The sequence below is a fragment of the Streptococcus sp. HMSC071D03 genome (genome assembly GCF_001812125.1).
GTDB classification, from domain to species: Bacteria; Bacillota; Bacilli; order Lactobacillales; family Streptococcaceae; genus Streptococcus; species Streptococcus pseudopneumoniae_N.
The window spans coordinates 17,813-43,853 of sequence record NZ_KV807779.1 but is presented as its reverse complement, the minus strand read 5'-3'; the positions used below and the strand labels follow the sequence as shown (position 1 = coordinate 43,853).

Annotated in this window: 19 protein-coding genes and 2 pseudogenes; 4 read left to right on the top strand and 17 right to left on the bottom strand. The window is 40.0% G+C overall.

Translation table 11 applies throughout. The annotated features are described in order from the left end of the window. Nucleotides 1–13 precede the first annotated feature (13 nt). From HMPREF2837_RS07270 to rpsL, 4 genes are all read right to left on the bottom strand, one after another. Complete coding sequence (locus HMPREF2837_RS07270) at nt 14–4,408, bottom strand: PolC-type DNA polymerase III (RefSeq protein WP_075230782.1); 4,395 nt, start codon at nt 4,406–4,408, stop codon at nt 14–16. Nucleotides 4,409–4,521: 113 nt separating this feature from the next. Then, nucleotides 4,522–6,603 (bottom strand): elongation factor G, encoded by a 2,082-nt coding sequence (gene fusA / locus HMPREF2837_RS07265; protein ID WP_075230781.1) that lies wholly within the window; start codon nt 6,601–6,603, stop codon nt 4,522–4,524. 278 nt (nt 6,604–6,881) lie between these two features. Then, nucleotides 6,882–7,352 (bottom strand): 30S ribosomal protein S7, encoded by a 471-nt coding sequence (rpsG, locus tag HMPREF2837_RS07260; RefSeq protein ID WP_000087876.1) that lies wholly within the window; start codon nt 7,350–7,352, stop codon nt 6,882–6,884. A gap of 19 nt (nt 7,353–7,371) precedes the next feature. Further along, nucleotides 7,372–7,788 (bottom strand): 30S ribosomal protein S12, encoded by a 417-nt coding sequence (rpsL, locus tag HMPREF2837_RS07255; protein ID WP_001142333.1) that lies wholly within the window; start codon nt 7,786–7,788, stop codon nt 7,372–7,374. 343 nt (nt 7,789–8,131) lie between these two features. Between rpsL and HMPREF2837_RS07250 the strand changes: the two genes are divergently transcribed. Further along, nucleotides 8,132–8,572: a LytTR family DNA-binding domain-containing protein gene (locus tag HMPREF2837_RS07250; RefSeq protein ID WP_075230780.1), complete on the top strand. Its 441-nt coding sequence runs from the start codon at nt 8,132–8,134 to the stop codon at nt 8,570–8,572. Then, nucleotides 8,569–9,027 (top strand): DUF3021 domain-containing protein, encoded by a 459-nt coding sequence (locus tag HMPREF2837_RS07245; RefSeq protein WP_075230779.1) that lies wholly within the window; start codon nt 8,569–8,571, stop codon nt 9,025–9,027. The genes HMPREF2837_RS07250 and HMPREF2837_RS07245 overlap by 4 nt, the downstream gene beginning before the upstream one ends. Before the next feature lie 40 nt (nt 9,028–9,067). Here the strand turns inward: HMPREF2837_RS07245 and mutS are convergent, their stop codons facing one another. Next, nucleotides 9,068–11,602, bottom strand: coding sequence for a DNA mismatch repair protein MutS (mutS, locus tag HMPREF2837_RS07240; RefSeq protein WP_075230778.1), 2,535 nt, complete (start codon nt 11,600–11,602; stop codon nt 9,068–9,070). Nucleotides 11,603–11,801: 199 nt separating this feature from the next. Further along, nucleotides 11,802–12,248 carry an arginine repressor gene (gene argR / locus HMPREF2837_RS07235; protein ID WP_001231485.1) on the bottom strand — a complete coding sequence of 149 codons (447 nt, stop codon included), beginning with the start codon at nt 12,246–12,248 and terminating at the stop codon, nt 11,802–11,804. A gap of 143 nt (nt 12,249–12,391) precedes the next feature. Between argR and argS the strand changes: the two genes are divergently transcribed. Both argS and HMPREF2837_RS07225 read left to right on the top strand, forming a co-directional pair. Then, on the top strand, nt 12,392–14,083 hold the full coding sequence (gene argS, locus HMPREF2837_RS07230) for an arginine--tRNA ligase (protein WP_075230777.1): 1,692 nt from the start codon (nt 12,392–12,394) through the stop codon (nt 14,081–14,083). A gap of 278 nt (nt 14,084–14,361) precedes the next feature. Beyond that, complete coding sequence (locus tag HMPREF2837_RS07225; protein ID WP_075230776.1) at nt 14,362–14,610, top strand: MarR family transcriptional regulator; 249 nt, start codon at nt 14,362–14,364, stop codon at nt 14,608–14,610. 238 nt (nt 14,611–14,848) lie between these two features. Here the strand turns inward: HMPREF2837_RS07225 and HMPREF2837_RS07215 are convergent, their stop codons facing one another. The 11 genes and pseudogenes from HMPREF2837_RS07215 to HMPREF2837_RS07165 form a co-directional block, all read right to left on the bottom strand. After that, nucleotides 14,849–16,081 carry an MFS transporter gene (locus HMPREF2837_RS07215; RefSeq protein ID WP_075230774.1) on the bottom strand — a complete coding sequence of 411 codons (1,233 nt, stop codon included), beginning with the start codon at nt 16,079–16,081 and terminating at the stop codon, nt 14,849–14,851. 183 nt (nt 16,082–16,264) lie between these two features. Then, the gene (locus tag HMPREF2837_RS07210; RefSeq protein WP_075230773.1) at nt 16,265–17,134 is read right to left on the bottom strand and encodes a helix-turn-helix domain-containing protein; all 870 of its coding nucleotides are present in this window, start codon (nt 17,132–17,134) and stop codon (nt 16,265–16,267) included. Nucleotides 17,135–17,151: 17 nt separating this feature from the next. Next, the gene (gene nrdI / locus HMPREF2837_RS07205) at nt 17,152–17,616 is read right to left on the bottom strand and encodes a class Ib ribonucleoside-diphosphate reductase assembly flavoprotein NrdI (RefSeq protein ID WP_075230772.1); all 465 of its coding nucleotides are present in this window, start codon (nt 17,614–17,616) and stop codon (nt 17,152–17,154) included. A 71-nt stretch (nt 17,617–17,687) separates the two neighbouring features. Further along, nucleotides 17,688–18,221, bottom strand: a complete 534-nt coding sequence (locus HMPREF2837_RS07200; RefSeq protein ID WP_075230771.1) for an ABC transporter permease — start codon at nt 18,219–18,221, stop codon at nt 17,688–17,690. A gap of 64 nt (nt 18,222–18,285) precedes the next feature. Continuing rightward, nucleotides 18,286–19,179 (bottom strand): annotated as a pseudogene (locus HMPREF2837_RS07195) (helix-turn-helix domain-containing protein); the annotation flags it as partial. 505 nt (nt 19,180–19,684) lie between these two features. Then, nucleotides 19,685–20,125, bottom strand: coding sequence for a DUF2625 family protein (locus HMPREF2837_RS07190; RefSeq protein WP_186823212.1), 441 nt, complete (start codon nt 20,123–20,125; stop codon nt 19,685–19,687). Between the two features lie 397 nt (nt 20,126–20,522). Continuing rightward, on the bottom strand, nt 20,523–21,737 hold the full coding sequence (locus HMPREF2837_RS07185) for a pyridoxal phosphate-dependent aminotransferase (protein WP_045762715.1): 1,215 nt from the start codon (nt 21,735–21,737) through the stop codon (nt 20,523–20,525). 579 nt (nt 21,738–22,316) lie between these two features. Next, nucleotides 22,317–23,777 (bottom strand): glutamate--tRNA ligase, encoded by a 1,461-nt coding sequence (gene gltX, locus HMPREF2837_RS07180; protein WP_075230769.1) that lies wholly within the window; start codon nt 23,775–23,777, stop codon nt 22,317–22,319. A gap of 131 nt (nt 23,778–23,908) precedes the next feature. After that, nucleotides 23,909–24,385 (bottom strand): annotated as a pseudogene (gene pgi / locus HMPREF2837_RS07175) (glucose-6-phosphate isomerase); the annotation flags it as partial. A 196-nt stretch (nt 24,386–24,581) separates the two neighbouring features. Then, nucleotides 24,582–24,953, bottom strand: a complete 372-nt coding sequence (locus HMPREF2837_RS07170; protein WP_033585537.1) for a PTS glucitol/sorbitol transporter subunit IIA — start codon at nt 24,951–24,953, stop codon at nt 24,582–24,584. 97 nt (nt 24,954–25,050) lie between these two features. Further along, nucleotides 25,051–26,031 carry a PTS glucitol/sorbitol transporter subunit IIB gene (locus HMPREF2837_RS07165; RefSeq protein ID WP_000120696.1) on the bottom strand — a complete coding sequence of 327 codons (981 nt, stop codon included), beginning with the start codon at nt 26,029–26,031 and terminating at the stop codon, nt 25,051–25,053. Nucleotides 26,032–26,041 lie beyond the last annotated feature (10 nt).

The window sequence follows — 26,041 nt, the reverse complement described above, 5'->3', positions numbered from 1 at the left end:
ACATTTCAAACTATTAAAACAAATCATCAAACAAGCTCAACTGATTATCCTCTGGCATATTACCGAGAATTCCCATTTCATCCATCTTTTCAACCAAGGTTGAGGAGAGTCCACCACGCTTGCGGAGTTCAGTTTTAGAGAGGAATTCTCCTTCTTTTCGAGCGCGCACCAATTGCTTGGCAACGTTCTCGCCTAGCCCATCCATAGCGACAAACGGTGGGATGAGGGTGTCTCCATCGATGATGAATTCAGTCGCATCACTGCGGTATAGATCTAGCTTGCCAAATTTGAAACCACGTTCCCACATCTCATTGACGATTTCAAGTGTGGTATAAAGGTCAATTTCTACGTTGGAAGCTTCATTGTTCTTGCGTTTTTCAGCAATTTCTTGCATTCTGCGTTTAATGGCATCCAAGCCCGCTCCCATGGTCTTGATATCAAAGGCCTTGGCACGGATTGAGAAGTAAGCACAGTAGTAATAAATCGGATGATGAACCTTGAAGTAGGCCACACGAAGGGCCATCATAACATAGGCAGCTGCGTGGGCTTTAGGGAACATGTACTTGATTTTTCCACAAGATTCGATATACCACTCAGGCACATTATTGGCCTTCATGGCTTCGATATAACCATTGCGCTCTTCTTCAGAAATTTTGAGCCACAATCCCTTACGCACTCGTTCCATGATGGTAAAGGCCATCTTTGGATTAAGACCTGCATGCATGAGGTAAACCATGATGTCATCCCGACACCCGATAACGGTTGAAAGGTCCGCAATCCCTGCCTTAATCAAGTCCTGGGCATTTCCCAACCATACGTCTGTCCCGTGAGACAGACCTGAAAGCTGGAGCAACTCCGCAAAGGTCGTCGGATGGGTTTCATCGACCATCCCACGTACGAAGTTAGTCCCAAACTCTGGAATACCAAGCATACCCGTTGAAGTCCCGATTTGTTCAGGCGTCACTCCCAGAATATCGGTACCTGAAAAGAGGGCCATGACACCAGGATCATCCATTGGGATATCATTTGGATCAATGCCTGACAAGTCTTGGAGCTTGCGAATCATGGTCGGATCATCATGTCCTAGAACATCGAGCTTGAGGACGTTCTCATCGATATCGTGGAAGTTAAAGTGAGTAGTCTGCCATTCAGCGGTTACATCATCTGCAGGATACTGCACTGGAGTAAAGTCATAGACATCCATATAGTTAGGAATAACAACGATTCCCCCTGGGTGCTGACCAGTCGTTCGTTTGACACCTGCAGCTCCTTGAGCAAGGCGCTCCACTTCGGCTTCACGGTAGAATTTGCCATAGTCACGCTCGTAACCCTTAACAAATCCATAGGCTGTTTTAGCAGCCACCGTACCAACCGTTCCTGCACGGAAGGCATACTCTTCCCCAAAGATATCACGAACATCCAAGTGGGCGCTCGGTTGGTCTTCACCTGAGAAGTTCAAATCGATATCAGGTACCTTATCCCCATCAAAACCAAGGAAGGTCTCGAAAGGAATATCCTGTCCATTCTTGCTAAGCTTGTGGCCACAGTTTGGACAATCCTTATCTGGCATATCAAATCCTGAACCGTAGGAACCATCTGTGATAAACTCACTGTACTGACACTGACCACAGACATAGTGAGGAGAGAGAGGATTAACCTCTGTAATCCCAATCATGGTCGCAACGAAACTAGATCCAACAGACCCACGAGAACCAACCAAGTAGCCTCGTTCGTTAGAGCGCTGCACTAGCATTTGCGAAGCCAGATAAATCACGGCAAATCCATTCCCCAAGATAGAGGTTAGTTCCTTTTCAATCCGTAAATCAACGATATCTGGGAGTGGATTTCCATAGATTTCAAAAGCTTTTTTATAGGTTAACTCGGCGACCGTTTCCTCGGCTTGGTCAATGAAAGGTGTATACAAGTCGCCTTTAACGACCTCAACAGGCTCAAAGATTTCTGCCAAGGCATTGGTATTTTCAATGACAATCTTACGAGCCAAGTCTTCCCCTAGAAAGGCAAATTCATCCAACATTTCATTAGTTGTTCTAAAGTGTGCCTTTGGTAGCGGAGCAGGCTGGGCAGCTTCTCCATGGCCGATCGTTCGGTTAATCATGGCACCCTGACCGAGACTTCGCACGATAATCTCGCGATAAATCTCATCCTCAGGTTCGATATAGTGGACGTTTCCTGTCGCAAGAACTGGCTTACCGAGACGCTCTCCAACCTCTATCAAGCTCTTGATAATGGTCTGAAGTTCCTCCATATCCTTGACCTGCTCTTTGGCAATCAGAGGCGCATAGATAGCTGGAGGCATGACCTCGATAAAATCATAGTATTTGGCTACTTCTACTGCCGCATCTACACCTTGTGATACGACTGCATCAAAGACTTCCCCTTCCGTACAGGCTGAACCTAAGATCAAACCTTCTCGATGGGCATCTAGTACCGTACGTGGAATCCGTGGAACTCCTTCAAAATACTGGGTATTAGAGAGGGAAACCAGCTTAAAGATATTTTTCAAGCCCACTTGATTTTTCACATAGATGGTCGCATGCTTGACACGAGCTTTCTTATAAGAATCCGGACTGATTAAATCAAGGTTTAATCGTGCTAAGTCCGTCACACCGTGTTTTTCTGCTACTTCTTTGATAAAGATAAAGAGCAGACGGCCAGTTGCTTCCGCATCATAGTTGGCCATATGGTGGTGTTCTAGAGCTACACCAAAACGTTTGGTCAAGGGTCCCAAACCATGTCGCTTGTACTCTGGATAGAGATTTCTAGCGAACTCTAGCGTATCGACGACAGGTTGAGTAATTTTGGGCAGACTGTGACGCTCATAGTTGGCATTCATAAAGCCAACGTCAAAGCTTGCATTATGGGCTACAAGAACTGTATCTTTACAGAATTCTTGGAATTCTTTCAGAACTTGAACCAAGGGTTTAGCATTTTTTACATGGTCATCGGTTATCCCTGTCAACTCGGTTGTAAAAGCTGACAAAGGATGCCCTGGATTGATAAACTCATCAAACTCAGCGATGATATTGCCCTTATACATCTTGGAAGCTGCCACCTGAATCAAATCATTATAGATAGCTGATAGACCTGTCGTTTCAACGTCAAAGACTACATAAGTCGCTTCAGACAAATTCATCTCAACTTCATTGTAGACGATAGGAACACGGTCTTCAACAATATTGGCTTCCATACCATAGATAAGTTGGATGCCAGATTTTTTGGCGGCCTTATAGCCGTGAGGGAAAGACTGAACATTGCCGTGATCTGTAATAGCAACCGCTTTGTGGCCCCATTTGGCTGCTGTTCCAACGATTTCCTCGACCTCAGGCAGCGCATCCATGGTCGACATATTGGTATGGGCATGAAACTCAACGCGACGCTCACCTTCTGGCATCAAGTCCTTACGCTCATAGTGGACGACTTCCTGGACATCTTGCACATTCATGGTCAAGTCTCGCGTGAAATTATTGACTTCAACATTTCCACGAACACGGAGCCAAGAATTTTTCTTGATCATGTCAAACTTCTGAGCTTCTTCTTCATTTTTGACCCATTTTTGCATAGAGAAGCTAGAGGTATAGTCAGTCATCTTGAAGTTAATCAAGACACGACCCGTTCTAGTCACCTTATGCTCAACATCAAAGACAACTCCTTCAAAAACCAATCTATTTTCTTCGGTATTGACCTCGATCATAGGAGTAATCTCTGCCTTATCAAGTTTTGGCTTTGCAGCTGCCTTCTTGGCTTGAAAATCAAAGACAGGTTTGTCCTCAACTGGAGGAGGCGGTCCCATCTGTTCTAACTGTTCCATGGCTCGAAGTGTCTCGTCATTAGCAGCCTGAACAATCATTTGATTCTCTGTATGGAAGGCTTCTTGTTCTTCCCTTGTCAGCTCTTCATTTTTTTCTAAGATGCAAGAAAGTTTAGGAAAACCAAAGAGTTCCAGTTGTTTACTAAGATTCGGGAGATGATTTTTCCTAAAATGCTCTGTATCTGCAGCTTCAGAGGCTTCGATAATCAACTGTTCATTTTCAAATCGCACCTGAAAATTTTGATACATGGAACGAAAACCTTGACTGGCGCAAGGACCATCCGAAAAAGCCTCTCGATAGTAGACTTGTAAAAGTTCTCTAGAAAAATCTTGATTTCTCGTTTTTATCTCAAAACTAGCCTGATTTCCTGTTTTTGAGAATTCATCCTTCAAACCTCTTTTCAACTCTAGAAAAAGTTCAAAAGGCAAGATATTTTCAAAAACAAAACGAAACTCCCAAACTTTGCTTCGTTTATGAACAATAACTTGTTCTATTTCAGCCTGAGAGAAGGCCTCATGATTTCTCATTGCAGCAGGTATTCCCAACTGATTCATTAAAATTTCAAAAGTGGTTGACATCCATTTTCCTCACAATATACTCCTTCTATTTTACCATATTTGAGGCACTTTTTCCTATTTCTACCAAACAGAAAAAGAAGCCACAAAGTGACTTCTTTTAAAGTGACGGTGAATTATTCTTCACCTTTGTTTTTCTTAATGATTTCTTCTTGTACTGACTTAGGTACATCTTCGTAGTGGTCGAATACCATCATGAATGTACCACGTCCTTGAGATGCAGAACGAAGAACAGTTGCGTAACCGAACATTTCAGCAAGTGGAACGTAAGCACGAACGATTTGGCTGTTACCGTGTGCTTCCATACCATCCACACGTCCACGACGAGCAGTTACGTGACCCATAACATCACCAAGGTTTTCTTCTGGAACAGTGATAGTTACAAGCATCATTGGCTCAAGGATAGCTGGTTGTGCTGATTTAGCAGCTTCTTTAAGGGCAAGTGAAGCCGCGATCTTGAAGGCAGTTTCAGATGAGTCGACATCATGGTATGAACCATCGTAAAGCTTAGCTTTAACGTCAACCATTGGGTAACCTGCAAGAACACCGTTAGCCATAGATTCTACCAAACCTTTTTCAACCGCTGGGATAAATTCACGAGGAACCACACCACCGACGATTGCGTTTTCAAATTCGAAGCCTTTACCTTCTTCGTTTGGAGTAAATTCAATCCATACATCACCGAATTGACCTTTACCACCAGACTGACGTTTGAAGAATCCACGTGCTTGAGTAGAAGCGCGGAATGTTTCACGGTAAGATACTTGAGGAGCACCTACGTTCGCTTCAACTTTGAACTCACGACGCATACGGTCAACAAGGACGTCAAGGTGAAGCTCACCCATACCTGAGATAACTGTTTCACCAGTTTCAACGTTTGTTTCAACGCGGAATGTTGGATCTTCTTCAGCCAATTTTTGAAGGGCGATACCCATCTTATCTTGGTCAGCTTTAGATTTTGGCTCAACCATCAATTGGATAACTGGTTCTGGAACGTTGATTGACTCAAGGATGATTTTAGCTTTTTCATCTGTCAATGAGTCACCAGTAGTAGTATCTTTCAAACCAACGGCAGCAGCGATATCACCTGAGTAAACAGTGTCGATTTCTTGACGGCTGTTAGCGTGCATTTGAAGGATACGTCCGATACGTTCACGTTTACCTTTAGAAGTGTTCAATACGTATGAACCTGATTGAAGCACACCTGAGTAAACACGGAAGAATGTCAAACGACCTACGAATGGATCAGTCATGATCTTGAAGGCAAGAGCTGCAAATGGCTCTTCGTCAGATGCTGGACGAGTTTCTTCAGCGTCTGTATCTGGGTTAATACCTTTGATAGCTGGGATATCAAGTGGGCTTGGAAGGTAGTCAATAACTGCATCAAGCATCAATTGAACACCTTTGTTCTTGAAGGCAGAACCACACAATACTGGGAAGAATTCAACATTGATAGTCGCTTTACGGATACCAGCTTTCAATTCTTCGTTGGTGATTTCTTCACCTTCGAGGTATTTCATCATCAATTCTTCGTCAGTTTCAGCAACTGCTTCGATCAATTTTTCACGGTATTCTTGAGCTTGGTCAAGGTATTCAGCTGGGATGTCTTCTTCAAGGATATCTGTACCAAGGTCGTTAGTATAGATTTCAGCTTTCATCTTGATCAAGTCAATGATACCACGGAAGTCATCTTCAGAACCGATTGGCAATTGGATTGGGTGTGCATTTGCTTGAAGACGATCGTGAAGTGTGCTTACAGAGTAAAGGAAGTCCGCACCGATTTTGTCCATTTTGTTAGCAAATACAATACGTGGAACTCCGTACTCAGTTGCTTGACGCCAAACTGTTTCAGTTTGAGGCTCAACACCTGATTGCGAGTCAAGAACGGTAACCGCACCATCCAATACACGAAGAGAACGTTGTACTTCGATTGTGAAGTCCACGTGTCCTGGTGTGTCGATGATGTTTACGCGGTGGTTGTTCCATTGAGCTGTTGTTGCAGCAGATGTGATAGTGATACCACGCTCTTGCTCTTGCTCCATCCAGTCCATTTGTGACGCACCTTCGTGAGTTTCACCGATTTTGTGGATTTTACCAGTGTAGTAAAGAATACGCTCAGTAGTTGTTGTTTTACCAGCATCGACGTGAGCCATGATACCGATATTACGAGTTTTTTCAAGTGAAAATTCGCGTGCCATGAGGTTTGTTTCTCCTATTTATTTTTGATTTCTATTCTATTATAACATGATTTTAATAAAAACGGATAGGCAGGACCTACCCGTTCTCAATGTTTTCATGCTATTGTTGGTTTCAACTTACGAGCTGGTAAGTTGAGTTATAGCTAATACTAATCGATTTAGCTAATTTGAACCCGGGCTAAAAGCTTGGAAAATAGATAAGCTCTCCTAGAATCTTCGATTCTTCGTCAAGCTTCCTAATTTTCAGTCGCTTTTTTAACGCCCTTAGTATCTTAATCTTACCAACGGAAGTGTGCGAATGCACGGTTAGCTTCAGCCATACGGTGAGTGTCTTCACGTTTCTTAACAGCTGCACCAGTGTTGTTAGCAGCGTCCAAGATTTCTTTTGCAAGACGGTCTTGCATTGTGTGTTCACCACGAAGGCGAGCGATTGTTACCAACCAACGAAGTCCAAGTGTTGTACGACGTTCTGGACGAACTTCAACTGGGACTTGGTAGTTAGAACCACCAACACGACGTGCACGTACTTCAAGTACAGGCATGATGTTTTCCATAGCTGTTTCAAATACTTCAAGTGCATCGTTACCAGTAACTTCTTTGATTTGTTCAAAAGCACCGTAAACGATTGAAGCAGCTGTACCACGTTTACCGTCAAGCATAACGCGGTTGATAAGACGAGTAACTAATTGTGAATTGTAAAGCGGATCTGGCAATACGTCACGTTTTGGAGCTCTATTTTTACGACTCATTTCTCTTTATCCCCTTTCCTTATGCTTTTTTCGGACGTTTAGTACCGTATTTAGAACGGCCTTGTTTACGATCGTTAACACCTGCAGTATCAAGTGCACCACGGACGATATGGTAACGTACCCCTGGAAGGTCTTTTACACGTCCACCGCGAAGAAGCACCACGCTGTGCTCTTGCAAGTTGTGTCCGATACCTGGGATGTAGGCAGTAACTTCGATAAGGTTGCTCAAACGTACACGAGCAAATTTACGAAGGGCAGAGTTAGGTTTTTTAGGTGTCATTGTTCCAACACGAGTTGCAACACCACGTTTTTGTGGTGAAGAAACGTTTGTTTGAACTTTTTTATGACTGTTGTAACCAACGTTCAAAGCTGGTGATTTAGATTTTTCTACTTTTGATTTACGCGGTTTGCGAACCAATTGGTTAATTGTAGGCATCTACATTCTCCTGTGTTTTTTTATTTTTGGTGATGATACACTTGGTGACAGCTATCATCTGTGTGTACTTTTGCAACATTTGTCAGCACGTCCCTGTACACTCTTGAGAGACCAAAAGTAAAAAGTACCGTCTATTATTGTACCACGTTTTTTCTATTTTTGTCAATATATTTCTACTTGTTTTTTGACTTCTTTGCTCTTAAATTTAGTTGAAAACGCTCGCCTACCAGATAGGTTCTCCAATTGACCACATAGACAAAGCCTCTTGTAATTGTCTAAAAAATGGTGTTTAATAGATTTGTAAGCAAGAGATCTCTATTACAACTTTTACAAAGGAGAAAATATGAAAGTCAGACTTGATATTGATGCCCAATACACTGAGGAGCAAATCATCTTAGAAGCCCCAAGCTTGTCTAAAAATATTCAAAAAGTCCAAGACTTTGTCCAATCCCTGGATCAAAAAGAAACCATCAAAGGGAAGTTTCAAGATCAGGTTTACCTGATTCAGATTAGTAAGATTCAACGAATCTACATTGAAAATCGAAAGGTCTTAGCCGAGACTGATCAGCAGACATATACTCTTGATATCCGTCTCTACCAAGCAGTTGACATTTTGCCTGCTTCCTTTATCCAAATTTCCCAATCGGAAATTGTCAACATCGATGCTATTAGTCATCTAAAACTAACCTCTAACGGCTTGATTGAAATCTATCTAAAAAATGACAGTTTCACCTACTCATCTCGCCGTTACCTCAAAACCATTAAGGAGAAATTAGAACTATGAAAAAACAAGTATTTCACGATGCCACAACCGGTATCCTCATCGGTCTCATCCTATCTATTATCTTTTCTTTTATCTATTCACCAAGCAACTATGCACCACTTAGCCCCAACTCTTTGATTGGCCAATTCATGATCCAACAACAGGTACATGGCGCTCTAGTTTTGCTCTACTGTTCTATCATCTGGGCAGCTATCGGAGTCCTCTTTAGTTTTGGTAGCCGTCTCTTTGCCAAAGACTGGAGCCTTCTTCGTGCTACTGTCACTCACTTCTTCCTCATGCTATTAGGTTTTGTTCCTCTAGCAATTCTGGCAGGTTGGTTTCCACTTCGCTGGACTTCCATCCTTCAACTCATCCCAGAGTTTGCCATCGTCTATCTCATCATCTGGGCGATTCTCTATAAAAGAGAATCAAAGAAGGTTGCCCACATCAACCAATTATTGGCTCAGAAGAAATAATGCAACAGAAACCCACTCATAGGACTGAGTGGGTTTTTGCTTATAATTTTTGCTTCCATTCTAACAAGAGATTCATGGCCTGCATCGGTGTCATATTGTACACATCTACTTTAGCCAATTCTGCTAGGATAGGATTTTCTTCCGCCGAGTCAAATAGGGAAATTTGTTCAGAGACTGCATGTGTTTGTTTCATTGGAGCAGGACTTTCCTGACCTTGGTTCTCTAATTGCGTTAATATTGCATCTGCCCTTACTAGCAAATCTGTCGGTAACCCTGCAATCTTAGCTACGTGAATACCGTATGATTTGTCTGCTGGTCCTGCTTCGATCTTGTGAAGGAAGGTAACCTGACCATTTTGCTCCAGCGTAGCCACGTGGACATTAACCAGATGTTCCAGACTAGATTCTAAGCTAGTCAATTCATGGTAGTGGGTCGCAAAGAGAGTCTTGGCACCAATATGCTCATGGATATACTCGATAATAGACTGGGCTAGAGCCATACCATCATAAGTTGCGGTTCCTCGACCAAGCTCATCAAAAAGAATCAATGAATCCTTTGTCGCATGACTAATGGCATTATTAGCTTCCATCATCTCTACCATAAAGGTAGATTGGCCTGAAACCAAGTCATCTGCTGCTCCGATACGTGTAAAAATCGCATCAAAAATTGGCAGTCGAGCACTTTCTGCAGGGACATAAGAACCCATCTGAGCCATAACCGCTGTCATAGCTAATTGGCGCATATAGGTTGACTTCCCGCTCATGTTCGGTCCTGTAATTAGTTGAATGCTAGTATCTTCATCCATCTGGATACTATTGGGAATATAGGTCTGAGCTCCCATGACCTTCTCAACGACAGCGTGACGACCATTCTGGATATCAATCCGCGACTCTTGCCCAAACTCTGGACGAATCAGGTGTTGATTTTCTGCAACTACTGCCAAGCCTTGCAAGACATCGACAGTGGCGATTCCTTGGGCTAGGGCTTGCAGGCGTTGGATATACTTGCCAACCTCCTCACGGATCCGCATAAAAATTTCATACTCTAGGTTTGCTGATTTTTCACGCGCCTCTAACATTTCTCCCTCGATACGAGCCAACTCCTCTGTCCCAAAACGTTCAGAGTTTTTTAGCGTAGCCTTACGGAAAAAGTGGGCTGGAACATTACCGAGCTGCGAGTTGGTCACATGGAAATAGTAACCATCTTTTTTATTGTAGTCAATCTTGAGCGTACTGATGCCAGAGTTTTCTCTTTCCTTGGCCTCAATCTCAGCAATCCAGCTGGTTCCCTCTCTCAGCACACGACGATACTTATCCAAGGTCTCATCAAAGCCAGTCCGAATAATACCACCTTCGGTAATCACGTGAGGAGCCTCAGGAGCAATGGCTGCGCTAATAAGACTTTCCAACTCAGGAATAGCATCTAATTGTTCAATCAGATAGGCAAGAGCTGGTTGCTCCATTCCTTCTAAAATTGCTCGAATTCGTGGAACACTTCTCAGAGTAGTCGCTAATTGTAAGAGGTCTTTAGGATTGCTTTTCCCAAAAGAAACACGACTAGCCAGGCGCTCAATATCGTAGACTCCCTTTAGGCTTTCTGTCAAATCACTACGTTCAAAGAAATAATCCAGAAAGACCTGTACAACCTCCTGACGTTCAAGGATACGATCCTTGTCAATCAAGGGACGGTGGATCCAAGAGCGCAAAAGACGCATTCCCATGGCAGTCTTAGTTTCATCTAGCAACCAGAAAAGACTCCCTTGTTTCTTGCCAGAACGAGCATTTTCTACTAGATCTAGACTAGCCTTGGTTGCATAATCCATCTGCAAGAAATCCTTAATTTCATAACGAATAACAGGTTTTAAGTGATTCAACTCTCTCATCTGAGTCCGATGAACATACTGAAGAAGCTTACTACTGGCAGCTTGTTCAATTGGCGCCAAGCGGGGATCCAGCAGATGTATGTCTTCAAATAATTCTTGCTCATAAGAAAGCACCAAATTCATTTGACGGCTGAGAATCTGTTCTTCCTCTTCAGTTAAGGTATAGCCGATGACAACTTCTCTTGCCTTAAGATTTCGGATTTCACCACAGACTAGGGTAAAATCCAATAAACCTGTCACATAGAAATCACCCGTCACTAAGTCCATGTATGCCAAACCAAATTGCTGACCGTCACGGTCGATAGCCACCAAAAAGTTGTTTTGACTATCTGGTTTACTACTATCGACGACTGTACCAGGGGTAATCACCTGCACAACCTCGCGTTTTACAACGCCAACAGCCTGCTTAGGATCCTCCATCTGCTCAGCAATGGCAACTTTGTAGCCACGCTCCACTAGGACATCAATATACTGTTGGGCAGAGTGATAAGGCACACCAGCCATGGGAATAGGATTGTCAGCATTCTTATTGCGACTGGTTAGTGAAATTTCTAGTATCTGGGCAGCATTGACTGCATCTTCGTAAAACAACTCATAAAAATCACCCATACGAAAGAGCAAAAAAGCATCTGGATATTGTTTTTTGATATCCACATACTGTTGCATGCCAGGTGATAATTTTTCTGTCATCATCCATTCTCTCCTTGTTAAAAATAGAGAGTGGGACAGAAATCGGTAATTCGTTAGAATTCGATTTCGTCGTCCCACCTCCGCACAGTTGAGTAGGGCTGTAAAAGCTGATGAAATCAGCGTAGTAGAGCCCACTCAACCACTGCGTCTTGCTCGACAATCCAAAGACAATTGAGAGGCTAGGACTTTTGTCCCAACCTCCTTATCTATCCTTCATCAAATCTAACAAACGATCTTCCATGAGTTTAGCAACATGCTGATCTCGGCAGATTACCAAGAGAGTATTGGCACCCGCAACTGTTCCTAAAATCCATTCATCCTTGTTGGCATCGACAACATTGGCTAAAACTGCGGCTTCACCCAATTTAGTGTGTAAAACTAAGGTAAACTCTGCTCTTGCTACACCTTCCAAATGATGGGACAAGAACTCAACCAGGTCAATCTTCTCTGTCTCATTTGCTAGTACGTAGTAGACCTTATCATTTTTCTTAACCTTGGTCAAGCCCAGTTCACGAAGGTCACGCGACAAGGTCGTTTGCGTCACAAAAACATTGCGTGCTTCCAACCGATCCTGGATCTCTTTTTGAGTCCCTAATTTTTCCTCAGTGATCATCTGCTTGATCAACTGATGACGTTCTCTTTTTCTCATAACATCCTCTCGAGTGAATATTTATAACATTTTACAACTATTTAATAAGAACATTATACCAAAAAAACTGAATATTTCAAAAAAAATTCTTATCATTCCTCAAAATTGTGATAAAATAGAAGAAAAGTCCAAAGGAGTTTATAATGAATACAAAACAATTGATCGCTAGCGAATTGGCTAGCGTCATTGACAGCCTGGATCAAGAGGCTATTTTAAATTTACTAGAACAACCCAAAAACTCTGATATGGGAGACATCGCCTTCCCTGCCTTTACTCTAGCAAAAGTTGAGAGAAAAGCTCCACAAATGATTGCAGCAGATATCGCTGAAAAAATCAATAGCCAAGCCTTTGAAAAAGTCGTCGCTACTGGACCTTATGTTAACTTCTTCCTTGATAAAAATGCCATTTCTGCTCAGGTATTACAAGCTGTTATCACTGAAAAAGAACACTATGCTGACCAAAATATTGGTAAACAAGAAAATGTTGTTATCGACATGTCTAGTCCCAATATTGCTAAACCATTCTCTATTGGTCACCTGCGCTCAACTGTTATCGGAGATAGCTTGTCACATATTTTCCAAAAAATCGGTTATCAAACGGTCAAGGTCAACCATTTGGGAGACTGGGGTAAACAGTTTGGAATGCTGATTGTTGCCTACAAAAAATGGGGCGACGAAGAAGCTGTAAAAGCTCATCCGATTGATGAACTTCTTAAACTCTACGTTCGCATCAATGCTGAAGCTGAAAATGACCCTAGCTTGGATGAAGAGGCACGCGAATGGTTCCGTAAACTTGAAAATGGAGACGAGGAAGCTCTCGCACTTTGGCAATGGTTCCGTGATGAAAGTTTGGTGGAATTTAACCGCCTTTACAATGAATTGAAGGTTGAATTTGATAGCTACAACGGGGAAGCCTTCTACAATGACAAGATGGATGCAGTTGTAGACATCCTTTCTGAAAAAGGACTTCTTGTTGAATCAGAAGGTGCCCAAGTTGTCAACCTTGAAAAATATGGAATTGAACACCCAGCTCTTATCAAGAAATCTGACGGTGCAACTCTTTACATCACACGTGACTTGGCCGCTGCCCTCTACCGTAAAAACGAATATCAATTTGCTAAATCTATCTATGTCGTTGGTCAAGAACAATCTGCTCACTTTAAACAACTTAAGGCTGTCTTGCAAGAAATGGGTTACGATTGGAGTCAAGATATTGTCCATGTTCCTTTTGGATTGGTAACAAAAGAAGGGAAGAAACTCTCTACTCGTAAAGGGAATGTCATCTTGCTAGAGCCTACTGTTGCAGAGGCTGTTAGTCGTGCCAAGGCCCAAATCGAGGCTAAAAATCCTGAACTAGAAAACAAAGACCAGGTAGCGCATGCTGTTGGGGTTGGAGCCATTAAATTCTATGACCTCAAGACTGACCGTACAAATGGGTATGATTTCGATTTAGAAGCTATGGTATCCTTCGAGGGTGAAACTGGACCTTATGTTCAATACGCCTACGCTCGTATCCAATCTATCTTACGCAAAGCAGATTTCAAACCAGAAACAGCTGGAAACTATAGCTTGAATGATGCTGAAAGCTGGGAAATCATCAAACTCATCCAAGACTTCCCACGTATTATCAACCGTGCGGCGGATAACTTTGAACCTTCTATCATTGCTAAATTTGCAATTAGCCTGGCTCAAGCCTTTAACAAATACTATGCACATACGCGTATCTTGGATGAAAGCCCAGAACGCGACAGCCGTCTAGCTCTCAGCTATGCAACTGCAGTTGTCCTCAAAGAAGCACTTCGGCTGCTGGGTGTGGAGGCGCCAGAGAAGATGTAAATCGTTACAAGAGACTGGAACTAAAGTTCCTAGTCTCTTGACGGCAATCGCTATATGGAGAATTGCCTAAACGCTTCACTAATCTTTCGATAGAAATATGATCGATTTCTACCGAAAGACGTCGCAATCTTAAAGTTACTGGAACTAAAGTTCCTAATTGTTATACGCTAGCCGATTTTATGCGGACTAGCTAACTACTTCACTAGAATGACTTGAAAAGCGGAGACTCTTCGCTTTTCTCTTGCTATTCATTTCTTTATCACTTAGGGAGAATTTTTATGAGCCAATACGCTTATATCTTAGTTGTTATTAGTCTTCTTTTTCTCTTTCTTGTCAACAAATATGAAAAAGAGAAACTTCAAAGACTGCTTCAGGACCAACTATTGAAAGATCAAAATTTTCGTGCAACTATCAAAGAAAAAATCCAAACGATAGAAAATATCAACGATGTCATTGATTACGTGAATAAAGGCTACCGTTTAGGGATCCCCATTTCAAAAGAAATCGTTGACGAAATTCGCAACTAACAAAAAGACTCGAGATGACATTTCTCGAGTCCTTTTCTATTTTTTCCGGAGAACTACGATTCCCACCAGTATAACAATTCCTAATGATGCCATGGTTCCGTAAGCTGACAAACTTTCATCAAGAAATTTCGCGGATAACTGCATCAGAGTGATTGCTAAGAGTAGCAAGGCACTGCATAGCATAATATCCTTGAAGCTTGGTTTGCGTTTTATATACTTTAAAAATGATCTCTGTAGTTTACTCATTTCGATTGGTCTCCAATGACAAAATCAGACCTATCACACTACCAGCTATAAATACCCACCAGCAAATCCTGATATCTTGTAAAGCTAAAAAGGAAAATAGAGACATTCCAAAAGGTAATGTTAAGGAAAAAATCATACTCAAGAAGTTATTACTTCTAGCTAATACGTCTGAACTCAAATTAGACAGTAACAGAGTATCTAATTTAGGCATCGATTTCGACATAAAATACATAACAAAGGCTAAGCAAATAATACCGACCAGAGGAGGAAAATCTAAAATATTGGCAATAGCAAGTAATACAAATAGGAGAGCATTAAGGGATAACAAATTTGAAAAAGATAATTTCCCAAAATAATCATTAGGAGTTAAACTTCCAATAATAGCTCCCCCTAAGCTGACACCTTCAATCAAAAAAAGAGCTTGGGCATAACTGAGATGATAGATATCATGGTCTAATAAGTAAAAATGATAAATACCTCCAATAGCACCTCCTAAAGTGTTCATAATTAGAATAACAAGTACAATTTTGAATAAGGATTTACTTTCATTTTTTCTAAACACATAGTCCATATCTGCATAGATTGTTTTCATTTGTTGGACTAAATTAATTGGTTGAGTCTCCACAGTTATAGACAAATGTGTCAGTTCTTTTCTATTTTTTAACAAAATCAGAGAAGATAACAGAAAGAAACCTGAGTTCACAATTGCAACTAAAGAAAAATTTTGTTGACTTGTAGTGAGTATCCATACCCCCAGAGCTTGACCTCCTAGATTTGATAAATAAGATACAAATTGAGTAAAGGAGTAGGCTTCATAGAGTTTATCTTCTGAAATATTATACTGAATAATCGGCATACGTAATCCCGCTGTATAATCTGATAAGACATCTGAACATATATTCATTAAACAAATAAAGGCAAAAGTAAAAAAATTAGAATCACGAATTACTATCGCAATCAAGAGAAATAAAATACTTTGCAAGCATCCAACCCAAATAATCATCCTTGCTTTATTTTGAGTCTGATCAGCCTTAATTCCCACATAAAAAGTAAATAAGAATGGCAAAATCGTAATCATGTTTGCCACAAACACAGCTAGACTTTTAAATGGCAAACTAGCAGCATAGACTACAAACACCAAATTATAAATGTATGCTCCACTTGAACTTAAAAATCTTGATAAAGTGAGTATTCTAAATAGATGATGTTTTAAAAATAGCTTCATAACAGATTTCTCCTATATTTCAAAGAATTTTCTATTGAAGCCAGTATAATAAAAAAATCGGGAGTCCCCACTTTTTTGTAATATATTTTTCTTCAAAGTAGATAAAATATCTTCTAGAAACTATTAAATATGCAACATTAAGAATCGAATTTATTTTTTGCCAGCTAACACCATAAGAATATATTACAACTCCTTGCATGAAAATTGATTTAAAAAGTAGTTTTCATAGTATGTCGCACCATCTACGTATTCTAAATCCTTCAAAATCTCAATACCTCTCTTAATTCTTACACCCCCTTTATCCGATAATGTAAAAATAGTATCGTAATAACCTTTGGCAATCATATAAATAATTTTAAGATAGGCTTCTTGCTCTGGTAAATCTCGCTTTTCAATCTGAAAGATGAAATAATCTGCCTTTAACTTATCTTTTTCCTCTACTGCTTTAAATAGTCCATTAATTAAAATCGTATCAATACTAACTTTATTATCCGGTAAAGAACCTAATAAATCTGTTTTTTGTAGCATCTCCCTAGCATATTTAAAATAGAGCGGAAGAGGAAACAAGGTAGAAATGGTTGAAAATAGTTCTAATTCGTAATTTCCCCAAATATCAATAGTAAAAAAATAGTCATAAAGAAAGTCCAACTCTTCATCAGTTGCCGTTGCTTCTAAATCAAAAAATGCCAGAACACTTTTGATACGAATCATTTGTAAAAGATAGCTTTTTTCAGCACTTGAGGCATACTTTTTAGATGTCCTTTCGTACAATGCTTGAAGAGAAGCAAGACCTTCTTTTTCATATGTGTTCCAAAGATTTTCTGTAAAAGTCAAATTCTTTTTCTGAGCAAAACCACGTACCAAATACATAAATTCATTCAAATCAGAATGAATATGATCTAAAGCAGTAATTAATTTTACAGATGATAAATCAGCCTCCCCTCGTTCAAATTTGCTCAACATGGAATAAGTAAACTCTCCTCCCGTCGCCTCTTGTAAGGATATATTCCGACTCTTTCGTAACTCTTTAAAAATCTCTCCCATATTTTGCATATTGACTCTCACACTTCTTAACTATCTAACTCATACAAGGCTGCAATAATCCCTGCAACCTTTTTAATATCTCCCAGCATTCCACGCATCTCAAAGTCAGCTAGAACGGGGAAACCAAAGCGTTGGCTGTATTGTTTAGCCGTCAAACAGTATTGGTTGTTAAAGTTACGATTACCGGATCCTACAACACCAAAACACTTGCTGGCATTGTCACCATAAGCGATAAAGTCCCCTACTGGAGTGGTCAAAATCTCCACATCACCATTATCAACACCATTGCCACCTTCTAGATAAGTCGGTAGGAAAGCCACATATGGATTGGTCATTTCAAAGAAATTCTCCCCCTCCTTGACTAGGTCTTTAATATGAATTTTTTCTACATCAATGTTCTCATACTGTTCTAACAGGTAGGCCTTCAGACGTGTAACGAAACTCTCCGTATTTCCGCTCAGACTGATATAGACTAAGGAAATTTTTTTCATTTTATCCTCCTTTTTGAATCATAAAAAATAACTACCAAGATTGTATCTTGATAGTTATCCTTTGTCAACTCTTAGGCAATTTCTTCCTCTTCTTGAGCTTCTGTTAATTCTTTTTGCTGACGCCACATTTTATAGAAGACGATTGCTAGGAAGATAATATTGAGTACAATCCCAAAAATAGCAGAACCTTTGGCACCAAGCTCCACTCCCATACGGATGTTAGGATCTGTAAAAAGTGAAACCGCATCCTGAACGCCGATAAAGTTGTAGATAGAACCAACGATGGCAACGAAGACATAAGCAAGATAAGTGTAGTTAGCCAATTGGATGTTTTTACGAATAAGGAAAACCAAAGCTACAACAACTAGAATAACAGATAAGACAACCAAGAGAATGCTGAAGACAGTATGACCATGCTCCGATACCTTAATAGTGTAATCAACGAGCTCCTTAGCATAAGTAGCATTAACACCTGATGCTGATGTTTCTAGATTGCTCATACCCTCCGCAGTAGGTACTGGAGATATGATTCCAAATAGTGACATTGCTGAGAGTAAGGCTGATAAAATAAGCAATACCCAAAGATAGATTGGTTTCTTTTTCATAAAAGTAACCTCCTCATAATTTTTTTATTATTATTATAGCATATTTTCCGAAGGAGAACAACTGCTACAAGTTCGTTTCCACCTGTTTACAGTAGGCTTTAGGAGACTTCCCACACAGTTTTCGAAAAACCTTATAGAAATAACCTACATTACTGTATCCAACCGTATAGCAGATATCCTCGATACTATCATTTGTAGATAGCAAGAGTTGCTGGGCCGCCTTGATGCGTTGCTTATTGAGAAGCTCTGCAAAGGTGGAATTGGTTTCCTTCTTGATCAACTGCCCCAAATAAACGGGATTGATAAAGAGATCCTTGCTGATATCCTTGAGAGAAAGCTCTTTTTGGTAATCTCTACCAATAACTTCAAGCACACTGACCACATTTTCATTCATTCGATATTGACCGAAGAAGGATGTCAAGGTTTCCTTGGTATAAGCGACTAAATCCTCAAAAGTTGTTATAGCATGAATGTTCTTGACAATATCTGTCATATCGTCTGCTTTCAAATGTTCAAAAAGATGGAAAACATCCATGACAAACTGGGTAAAGAGCTGCTTTGTGATAGATACTCTCGGTGTGTTTTCAATGACAATCTTCTCAAGCAAGGTCAATTCATCAATAATTTGCTGGAGATTTCCTTGAATAATCACCCGATAGATAGGTTCGTAGTAAGAAAAGAGACTTTCAGACTGATCTAAATTGACCGAACCATAAAAGAGAGTCTTTTCAACATCACGCTTCCATTTTTCAAAGTTGGATTGATAAGGTACTTCAAAAGGCATGACCAACAATCCCTCAAATTCCTGATCAGCAAGGACAATCTGCCAGTCTTGACCTAGGACGTAGTAAGGAATGACAAAATTCCCTTGTTTTTCTTTTGAAAGTCCAATCCACCAATTTTCTTTTTGGCTGAGATGAGTCTTGAAGGCTTCTTCATCGAGTTGCTGACTCAATATTTCGGGCTCATGAAATTTTGACTAGAGCGTTTTTCTATATATCCGAACATCTAATTTATTTCACAAAGAATGTAGTTTTTCGGTTAATTTTTATTGCAATACATCGAAATTTTAAAATTCAAGAATCGTGTTAAATCAAGGTTTTTAAACATCTAATAATATGCTTTTCTTTTATTTTAAAAACTTTTTGCCCGACCTTATTTCATTGTGAGATTTGTTATCTACATTATTTGCCTTTTTCTTTTGTCAAGCAATATGTGAGGACCACTGATGAAATTGCTGACATAAGGATTCTCCTTTTAATTTTTTTCTATTTTTGTTTATCATATATTTTAATGTTTGTCTATCAGTCACACATTCGTAATACACATTTATACAAAAAAGCTTTTTGCTTTGGAAGTCTTTAATAATAACAGTTTACATTAATGATTATTTTCCATTTAATACTATTTTACTGTATGTACTAATTTCAAATATCTTTTTAATGCATTGTACCCTTTATTTATCACATCCTTAACTGTCTATAAAAATCAGCATTCATTTCTAACAATTCTTTAAAAGGGACTATTTTTCTAGCTGCACCTGATGGAGTGTACTCCATTGACCAAATAAAAGGATAGGTCAAAACAACTTCATTTGATTCAAGCGATAAATCTAATGTGAACAAATCTGATACTATCAGCTCTTGATAAAATATGTCTAACTGATTTGTCGTCACCCAATATAAAAAGTCCTTATAATCTATCTCCAAATCCTCCCATTCTAATGTATCGGGAGCGAAATATTCTATTGCATTTAATTTTTCAATATTTATTGCAAATAGACCACCCAAGATATCATAAGCTATCAAACAACGATTCGAATTATAACATTTTGAAAACAATTTATTACAGTAGCTGAAGCCATTCTCTGAATCATTCCCCAAGATTTTTAAATAACCATTCACAGTTACATAAGAAAAATGTTCTAAGATAAACTTCAGTTCTTGTGGTCTTTATATACTATCCGTTAGTTTTTTGTTAAATTCAAGGAATTTAATATCATTAGAACTTTCCTCAAATTCCGCAATAATCTTTTTCGTAGTTAACATTTTATTCATCTACCCTATCCCATTCAATTTTTCACTCTTGCTTCATTTTTATTTATATACATAACATTAAAGAAGCTCAATCGCAGATACTCCATTATCTAAATCAACAAATTCAAACTTCTTAGGATATTGCAGATAATCAATACATTTTTTTAAAATATGAAAAAACTCAGAGAAACAATGTTAAAATCATCAAAACATTTGATTTCTCTGAGATAAAATTTGCTGATTGTACTCGAAACCTAGATCGTTCTTATCTACGATACTGCTTCAAGAAACGGGTCATCTTTTCTTGGATTTGGGCTAACTCATCTACGCGTGGCAGATAGACGATACGGAAGTGATCTGGCTCTTTCCAGTTAAATCCTCGTCCATGAACCAAAAGCACTTTTTCTTGCTTCAAGAAATCAAGGACAAACTGCTCATCATCATCGATCCGGTACATATTGCGGTCAATTTTAGGGAAGATATAAAGACCCGCTTTAGGTTTAACCGCGGACAAACCTGGAATATCTTGAATGGCATTATAAATAAAGTTTCTTTGTTCATAGATACGACCACCCGGCAAGAGTAATTCGTCGACCGACTGGTGACCACCTAGTGAAGTTTGAACAACCTGTTGAGCCAAGACGTTGGAACAAAGGCGCATGTTTGAAAGCATGTTGAGACCTTCAATATAGCCCTTTACATGATGTTTAGGCCCAGACAAGACCATCCAACCTACACGGAAACCAGCGATGCGGTGAGATTTAGACAGACCATTCATGCTGACACAGAAAAGGTCTGGAGCCAAACTTGCTACTGGTGTGTGGACATTGCCGTCCATAACCATACGGTCGTAAATTTCATCCGCAAAAATAATCAAGTCATTTTGACGAGCAATCTCAATGATATCTAGTAAGAGTTCTTTAGGATAGAGGGCTCCCGTTGGATTATTTGGATTGATTAAAACGATAGCCTTAGTATTTGAACTAATCTTAGACTTGATATCATCTAAGTCAGGATACCATTCAGCTTCTTCATCACAGACGTAGTGAACGGCATTTCCTCCAGCCAAGCTAACTGCAGCAGTCCAAAGAGGATAGTCAGGCATAGGAACCAAGACTTCATCGCCATTGTCCAAGAGACCTTGCATGGACATGACAATCAACTCACTAACACCATTTCCAAGGTAGATATCATCAATACCTACATTTGGGAATTTTTTGAGCTGACAGTACTGCATAATAGCTTTGCGGGCTGAAAAGATACCTTTTGAATCTGAATAACCTTCACTATCACGCGCATTCATAATCAAATCATGGATAACTTCATCAGGTGCTGTAAAGCCAAACTCAGCTGGGTTCCCTGTATTCAAACGGAGGATTTTTTCTCCATTTGCTCGCATACGCATGGCTTCCTCAAGAACTGGTCCACGAATATCATAAGCCACATGCTCTAATTTGATTGATTTGTTAAATTCTTTCATTTGATTTCCTCAATTCATCAGGATAGTTAATATTATACCACTTGATATAAAAATCGTAAATCGCCCAGTACTATTCCACAAAAAAACCTTGCTTAACGCAAGGTAAACAGAGCAAGGTCGATTTCTTTCTATTTTTGGGAGAAGAAAGAGAAAAATATGCACCTCTAGTAAGATATACATCTAAATCTAAAGTCTCGCATATAAACCTCGAATCGAAAACGAAGGCATCGTTATGGGTGATAGTTGCATGAACTCATGAATTTCTTCCTGTGTCCAGCAAAACGCAAAGAAAAAATAAGTCGACTCAACAAACAACATAGACGATGTCTGGGCTAATTCGAGTCTGTTTGTAAAGAATTTTACCATATCACTGACTTCTTTCCCTGCCCTGTCACTTAGTATTATACACTAAAACTTTTGCATTTTCAAATAAGTACATACAAAAAGAACTCTTTTTAAAGCGCTACCTAAACATTTAATTGAATATGATTCTACTTTGACAATAAAAAAAGAGAACCATGAGATTCTCTCTGAACTAAGTTCTACAATTACTATAGCCAAAAGTAGTCGGAACTTAGCTTATTTTGCAATTTCTGCCAACATTTTTTCGATGTGTTGGATTGATTTTTCACGACCAAGTAAGTAGATGGTTTCTGGTAGTTCTGGTCCGTGCATCTCCCCTGAAACGGCAATACGGATTGGCATGAAGAGGTTCTTCCCTTTGATACCAGTTTCTTTTTGAACCGCTTTGATTTGTGGGAAGATATTTTCTGCCACAAACTCTTCATCTGACATGGCTTCGAGTTTGGCTTTAAAGGCTTCAAGTACAGTCGGAACCGTTTCACCAGCCATGACTTCTCGCTCAGCTTCTGTCAATTCTGGGAAGTCTGAGAAGAAGAGATCCGTCAATGGAACGATTTCATCCACTGACTTCATTTGTGGTTTGTAGAGTTCCACCAATTTTTTAGCCTTGTCTGTCAAACGTCCTGCTTCTTCAAGGAATGGTTTTGCCATTTCAAAAATAGTCTCAAGGTCTGCGTTCTTGATATAGTCATTGCTCATCCAATCGAGTTTCTTCTGGTCAAAGGCTGCTGGAGACTTGCTAAGACGGTTTTCATCAAAGAGCTTGATGAGTTCTTGGCGAGAGAAGATTTCGTCTTCCCCGCCAGGGTTCCAGCCAAGAAGAGCGATAAAGTTAAAGACTGCTTCTGGAAGGTAGCCCTTCTTACGGTAATCTTCGATGAACTGAAGGGTATTGGTGTCACGTTTAGACAACTTCTTACCAGTTTCAGAGTTAATAATCAAAGTCATGTGACCGAACTCTGGAGCTTCCCAACCAAGCGCTTCATAAACCATAAGCTGTTTTGGCGTATTAGCAATGTGGTCGTCTCCACGAATAACGTGAGAGATTTGCATATCGTGGTCATCGATGACAACGGCAAAGTTGTAAGTCGGGTAGCCATCTTTCTTTTGGATAACCCAGTCACCACCGATATTGCCACCTTCAAACTCGATATCACCTTTGACCATGTCATGCCATTTGTAGATACCTGACTCATTAACTGCCAAACGAACAGTTGGGATGATACCTGCAGCTTCACGTTCTGCAACATAAGCTGCTTTTTCTTCTTCGCTCATGCCAAGGTATTCGTTGATGTAACAAGGTGTTTCCCCAGCTGCTTCTTGGCGTTCACGTTCCACTGCTAACTCTTCTTCTGTTACGTAAGATTTGTAGGCTTTTCCTTCAGCCAAGAGTTGGTCGATGTATCTTTGATAAAGTTCCAAACGTTCTGATTGGCGGTAGTTTTTATTAGTCTCTGGACTTTCATCCCAGTCCATGCCCAACCAACGAAGGTTTTCAAGCTGTGAACGTTCTCCATCTTCGACGTGGCGCTTACGGTCAGTATCTTCGATACGGATGATAAAAGTCCCACCATGATGACGGGCGTAAAGGTAGTTGAATAATGCTGTACGGGCATTTCCGATGTGTAGTAGTCCTGTTGGACTTGGTGCGTAACGTACGCGGATATCTTTTGACATATCTTCTCCTATAAAGTCTCTAGGCGTCTGCCTTTTTGCTCTCTATATTATATCACAAGTCTTGCCAGAGTCCAATTTCTCTTTTCGAGAAAAAGCAAAAAGAGTGGTAAAACCACCCTTTTTATATCCTATTATAGACGAGCGTTGAGTTCTTTGCTCAATTCTTCAAATCCTGGTTTACCAAGAAGGGCAAACATGTTACGTTTGTAAGCTTCAACACCTGGTTGGTCAAATGGGTTGATGGCATTCAAGTAACCTGAAAGGGCGATAGCCAATTCGAAGAAGTAGATTGTGTAACCAAGAGTGAAGGCATCTTTCTCAGAAAGAGTTACGTACATGTTTGGTACGTCACCATCTGTGTGGGCAAGAAGAACACCGTCAGTTGCTTTTTTGTTAACGAAGTCAACGTCTTTTCCCTGAAGGTAACCAAGTCCATCAAGATCTTCTTCCAAAGTAGGGATAATCACGTTCTTACGTGGTTTGTCAACACGGACAACTGTTTCAAACATGATACGAGTTCCTTCTTGGATAAATTGACCCAATGAGTGTAGGTCTGTTGAGAAATTAGCTGAAGTTGGGTAAATCCCTTTTTGGTCTTTTCCTTCTGTTCAGGCACCCCTTGTGGATGCATCTGCTGGAAATTCCCTTGCACTGACTGGCTAGTTTGATTGACTTGCCAATCAACCACTGCGTCATCTATTTTTTCTAATTTAGACCCAGAAGCCTGGACTTTTGGTCCAGGCTCTGAATCAATTTTTTAGACTTTTATTTTTCTAAATTGCTTGATTTGAAATTTTATTATGGTTAAGCAGTTTCAAAAATCTGAATGGTAGAATCTTTATCAATTACTACCGCTTGATCTGCTACAACATGGAGTGTACCAGGAAGGCTCCCCTCTTTTGAACCATCAAAAGAAATCGTGATATGTCCCAGTCCAGTTAAATTTTTTTCTACTACATTTCCTACGGAACTAATCGAATATTCCTGATTATCTACCACCAGCTTGCCACCTTCTAGTATTGAACCTAGCAGATTTTTGTTATCAATCTTAAAACAATACTCTGATAAATCTTCTGGTGCTTCTTCTCCAAATAAAATGAGCATATTGGCATCTTGAATCATATTCTGAGCTTCAGACCCTACTTGAATTACTTTAGTTTCAAAAATTTTCTTCATCTGATTTCTATTCATACTTTCTCTAATTTGTCATAAACTTAGGCTTATAGATAAGTTTAACATAATAGTTCTCTGTTTTCAGGCATCTATCAAAGGTCTACTGATAAAGACCAATACTAGCTATCCAAGCAACTAGCACCCGCGGAACACCATTGAGAAAGCGTGAATAAAGTACCGAAGGGACACCAACCTCAACTGTTTCAGCCTTGGCTTCAGATAGGCCGAGTGCTACAGGAATGAAATCACAACCGTTTTGAGTGTTGATAGCAAATAAAGCTGGCAGAGCCATTTGGGGCGGAATAGTCCCTTTTCCGATTTCGACTCCAATTAAAGTTCCAATAATCTGACTAATAACAGCTCCGGGACCTAACAAAGGAGATAGGAATGGTAAGGAACAGATAAAGCCAATTAAAACGAGTCCCCAGATGTTCCCCGCTAGGGGAACCATTAATTTTGCCAGCCAATTTCCAACACCAGATCCTTGAATAACCCCAATCAGCAAGGAAACAAAGGCCATGAAAGGAATTATTGTATTGAGCATTGTTTGGATGGCTTCACGAGCAGCCTGGTTGAAAGTTGCAACGACCTTACCAGCCCCCATCCCAATTCGTGCTACAATACTTGTTTCAGCTTTTTGCTCTGTAATTTTTTTACTAGTATCGTAAGTTGGCTTTTCAGTTACCACAGTTGTCGCTTTTTCGTCTTCATTAGCAGCAGAAATTTGATTAAGGCCAACTGCTGACACATAGATTTCCTCGGTTATATATTGAGCTAGAGGCCCACTTTTCCCTGTAGCGACAATATTTATTGTAGGGATTCCCTTTTTAGGATAAATACCACAGCGAAGAGTACCGCCACAATCCACGATTGCTAAAGCAATTTCCTCATCTGGGATAGAAGTTTTAAACCCATTAACAGCTTCCATACCGGTCAAATCAGCAATTTTATCTACAATATCTGGCTTTTCTCCGCCACCAGTAATATAGATGAATTTATGCTTAGCTTCACTAGGTGTAATGACCAAAGGTCCTCCGAAACCGCCATTTCCTTTAACAACTTTTATACTCTTATATGACATAATTTCACTC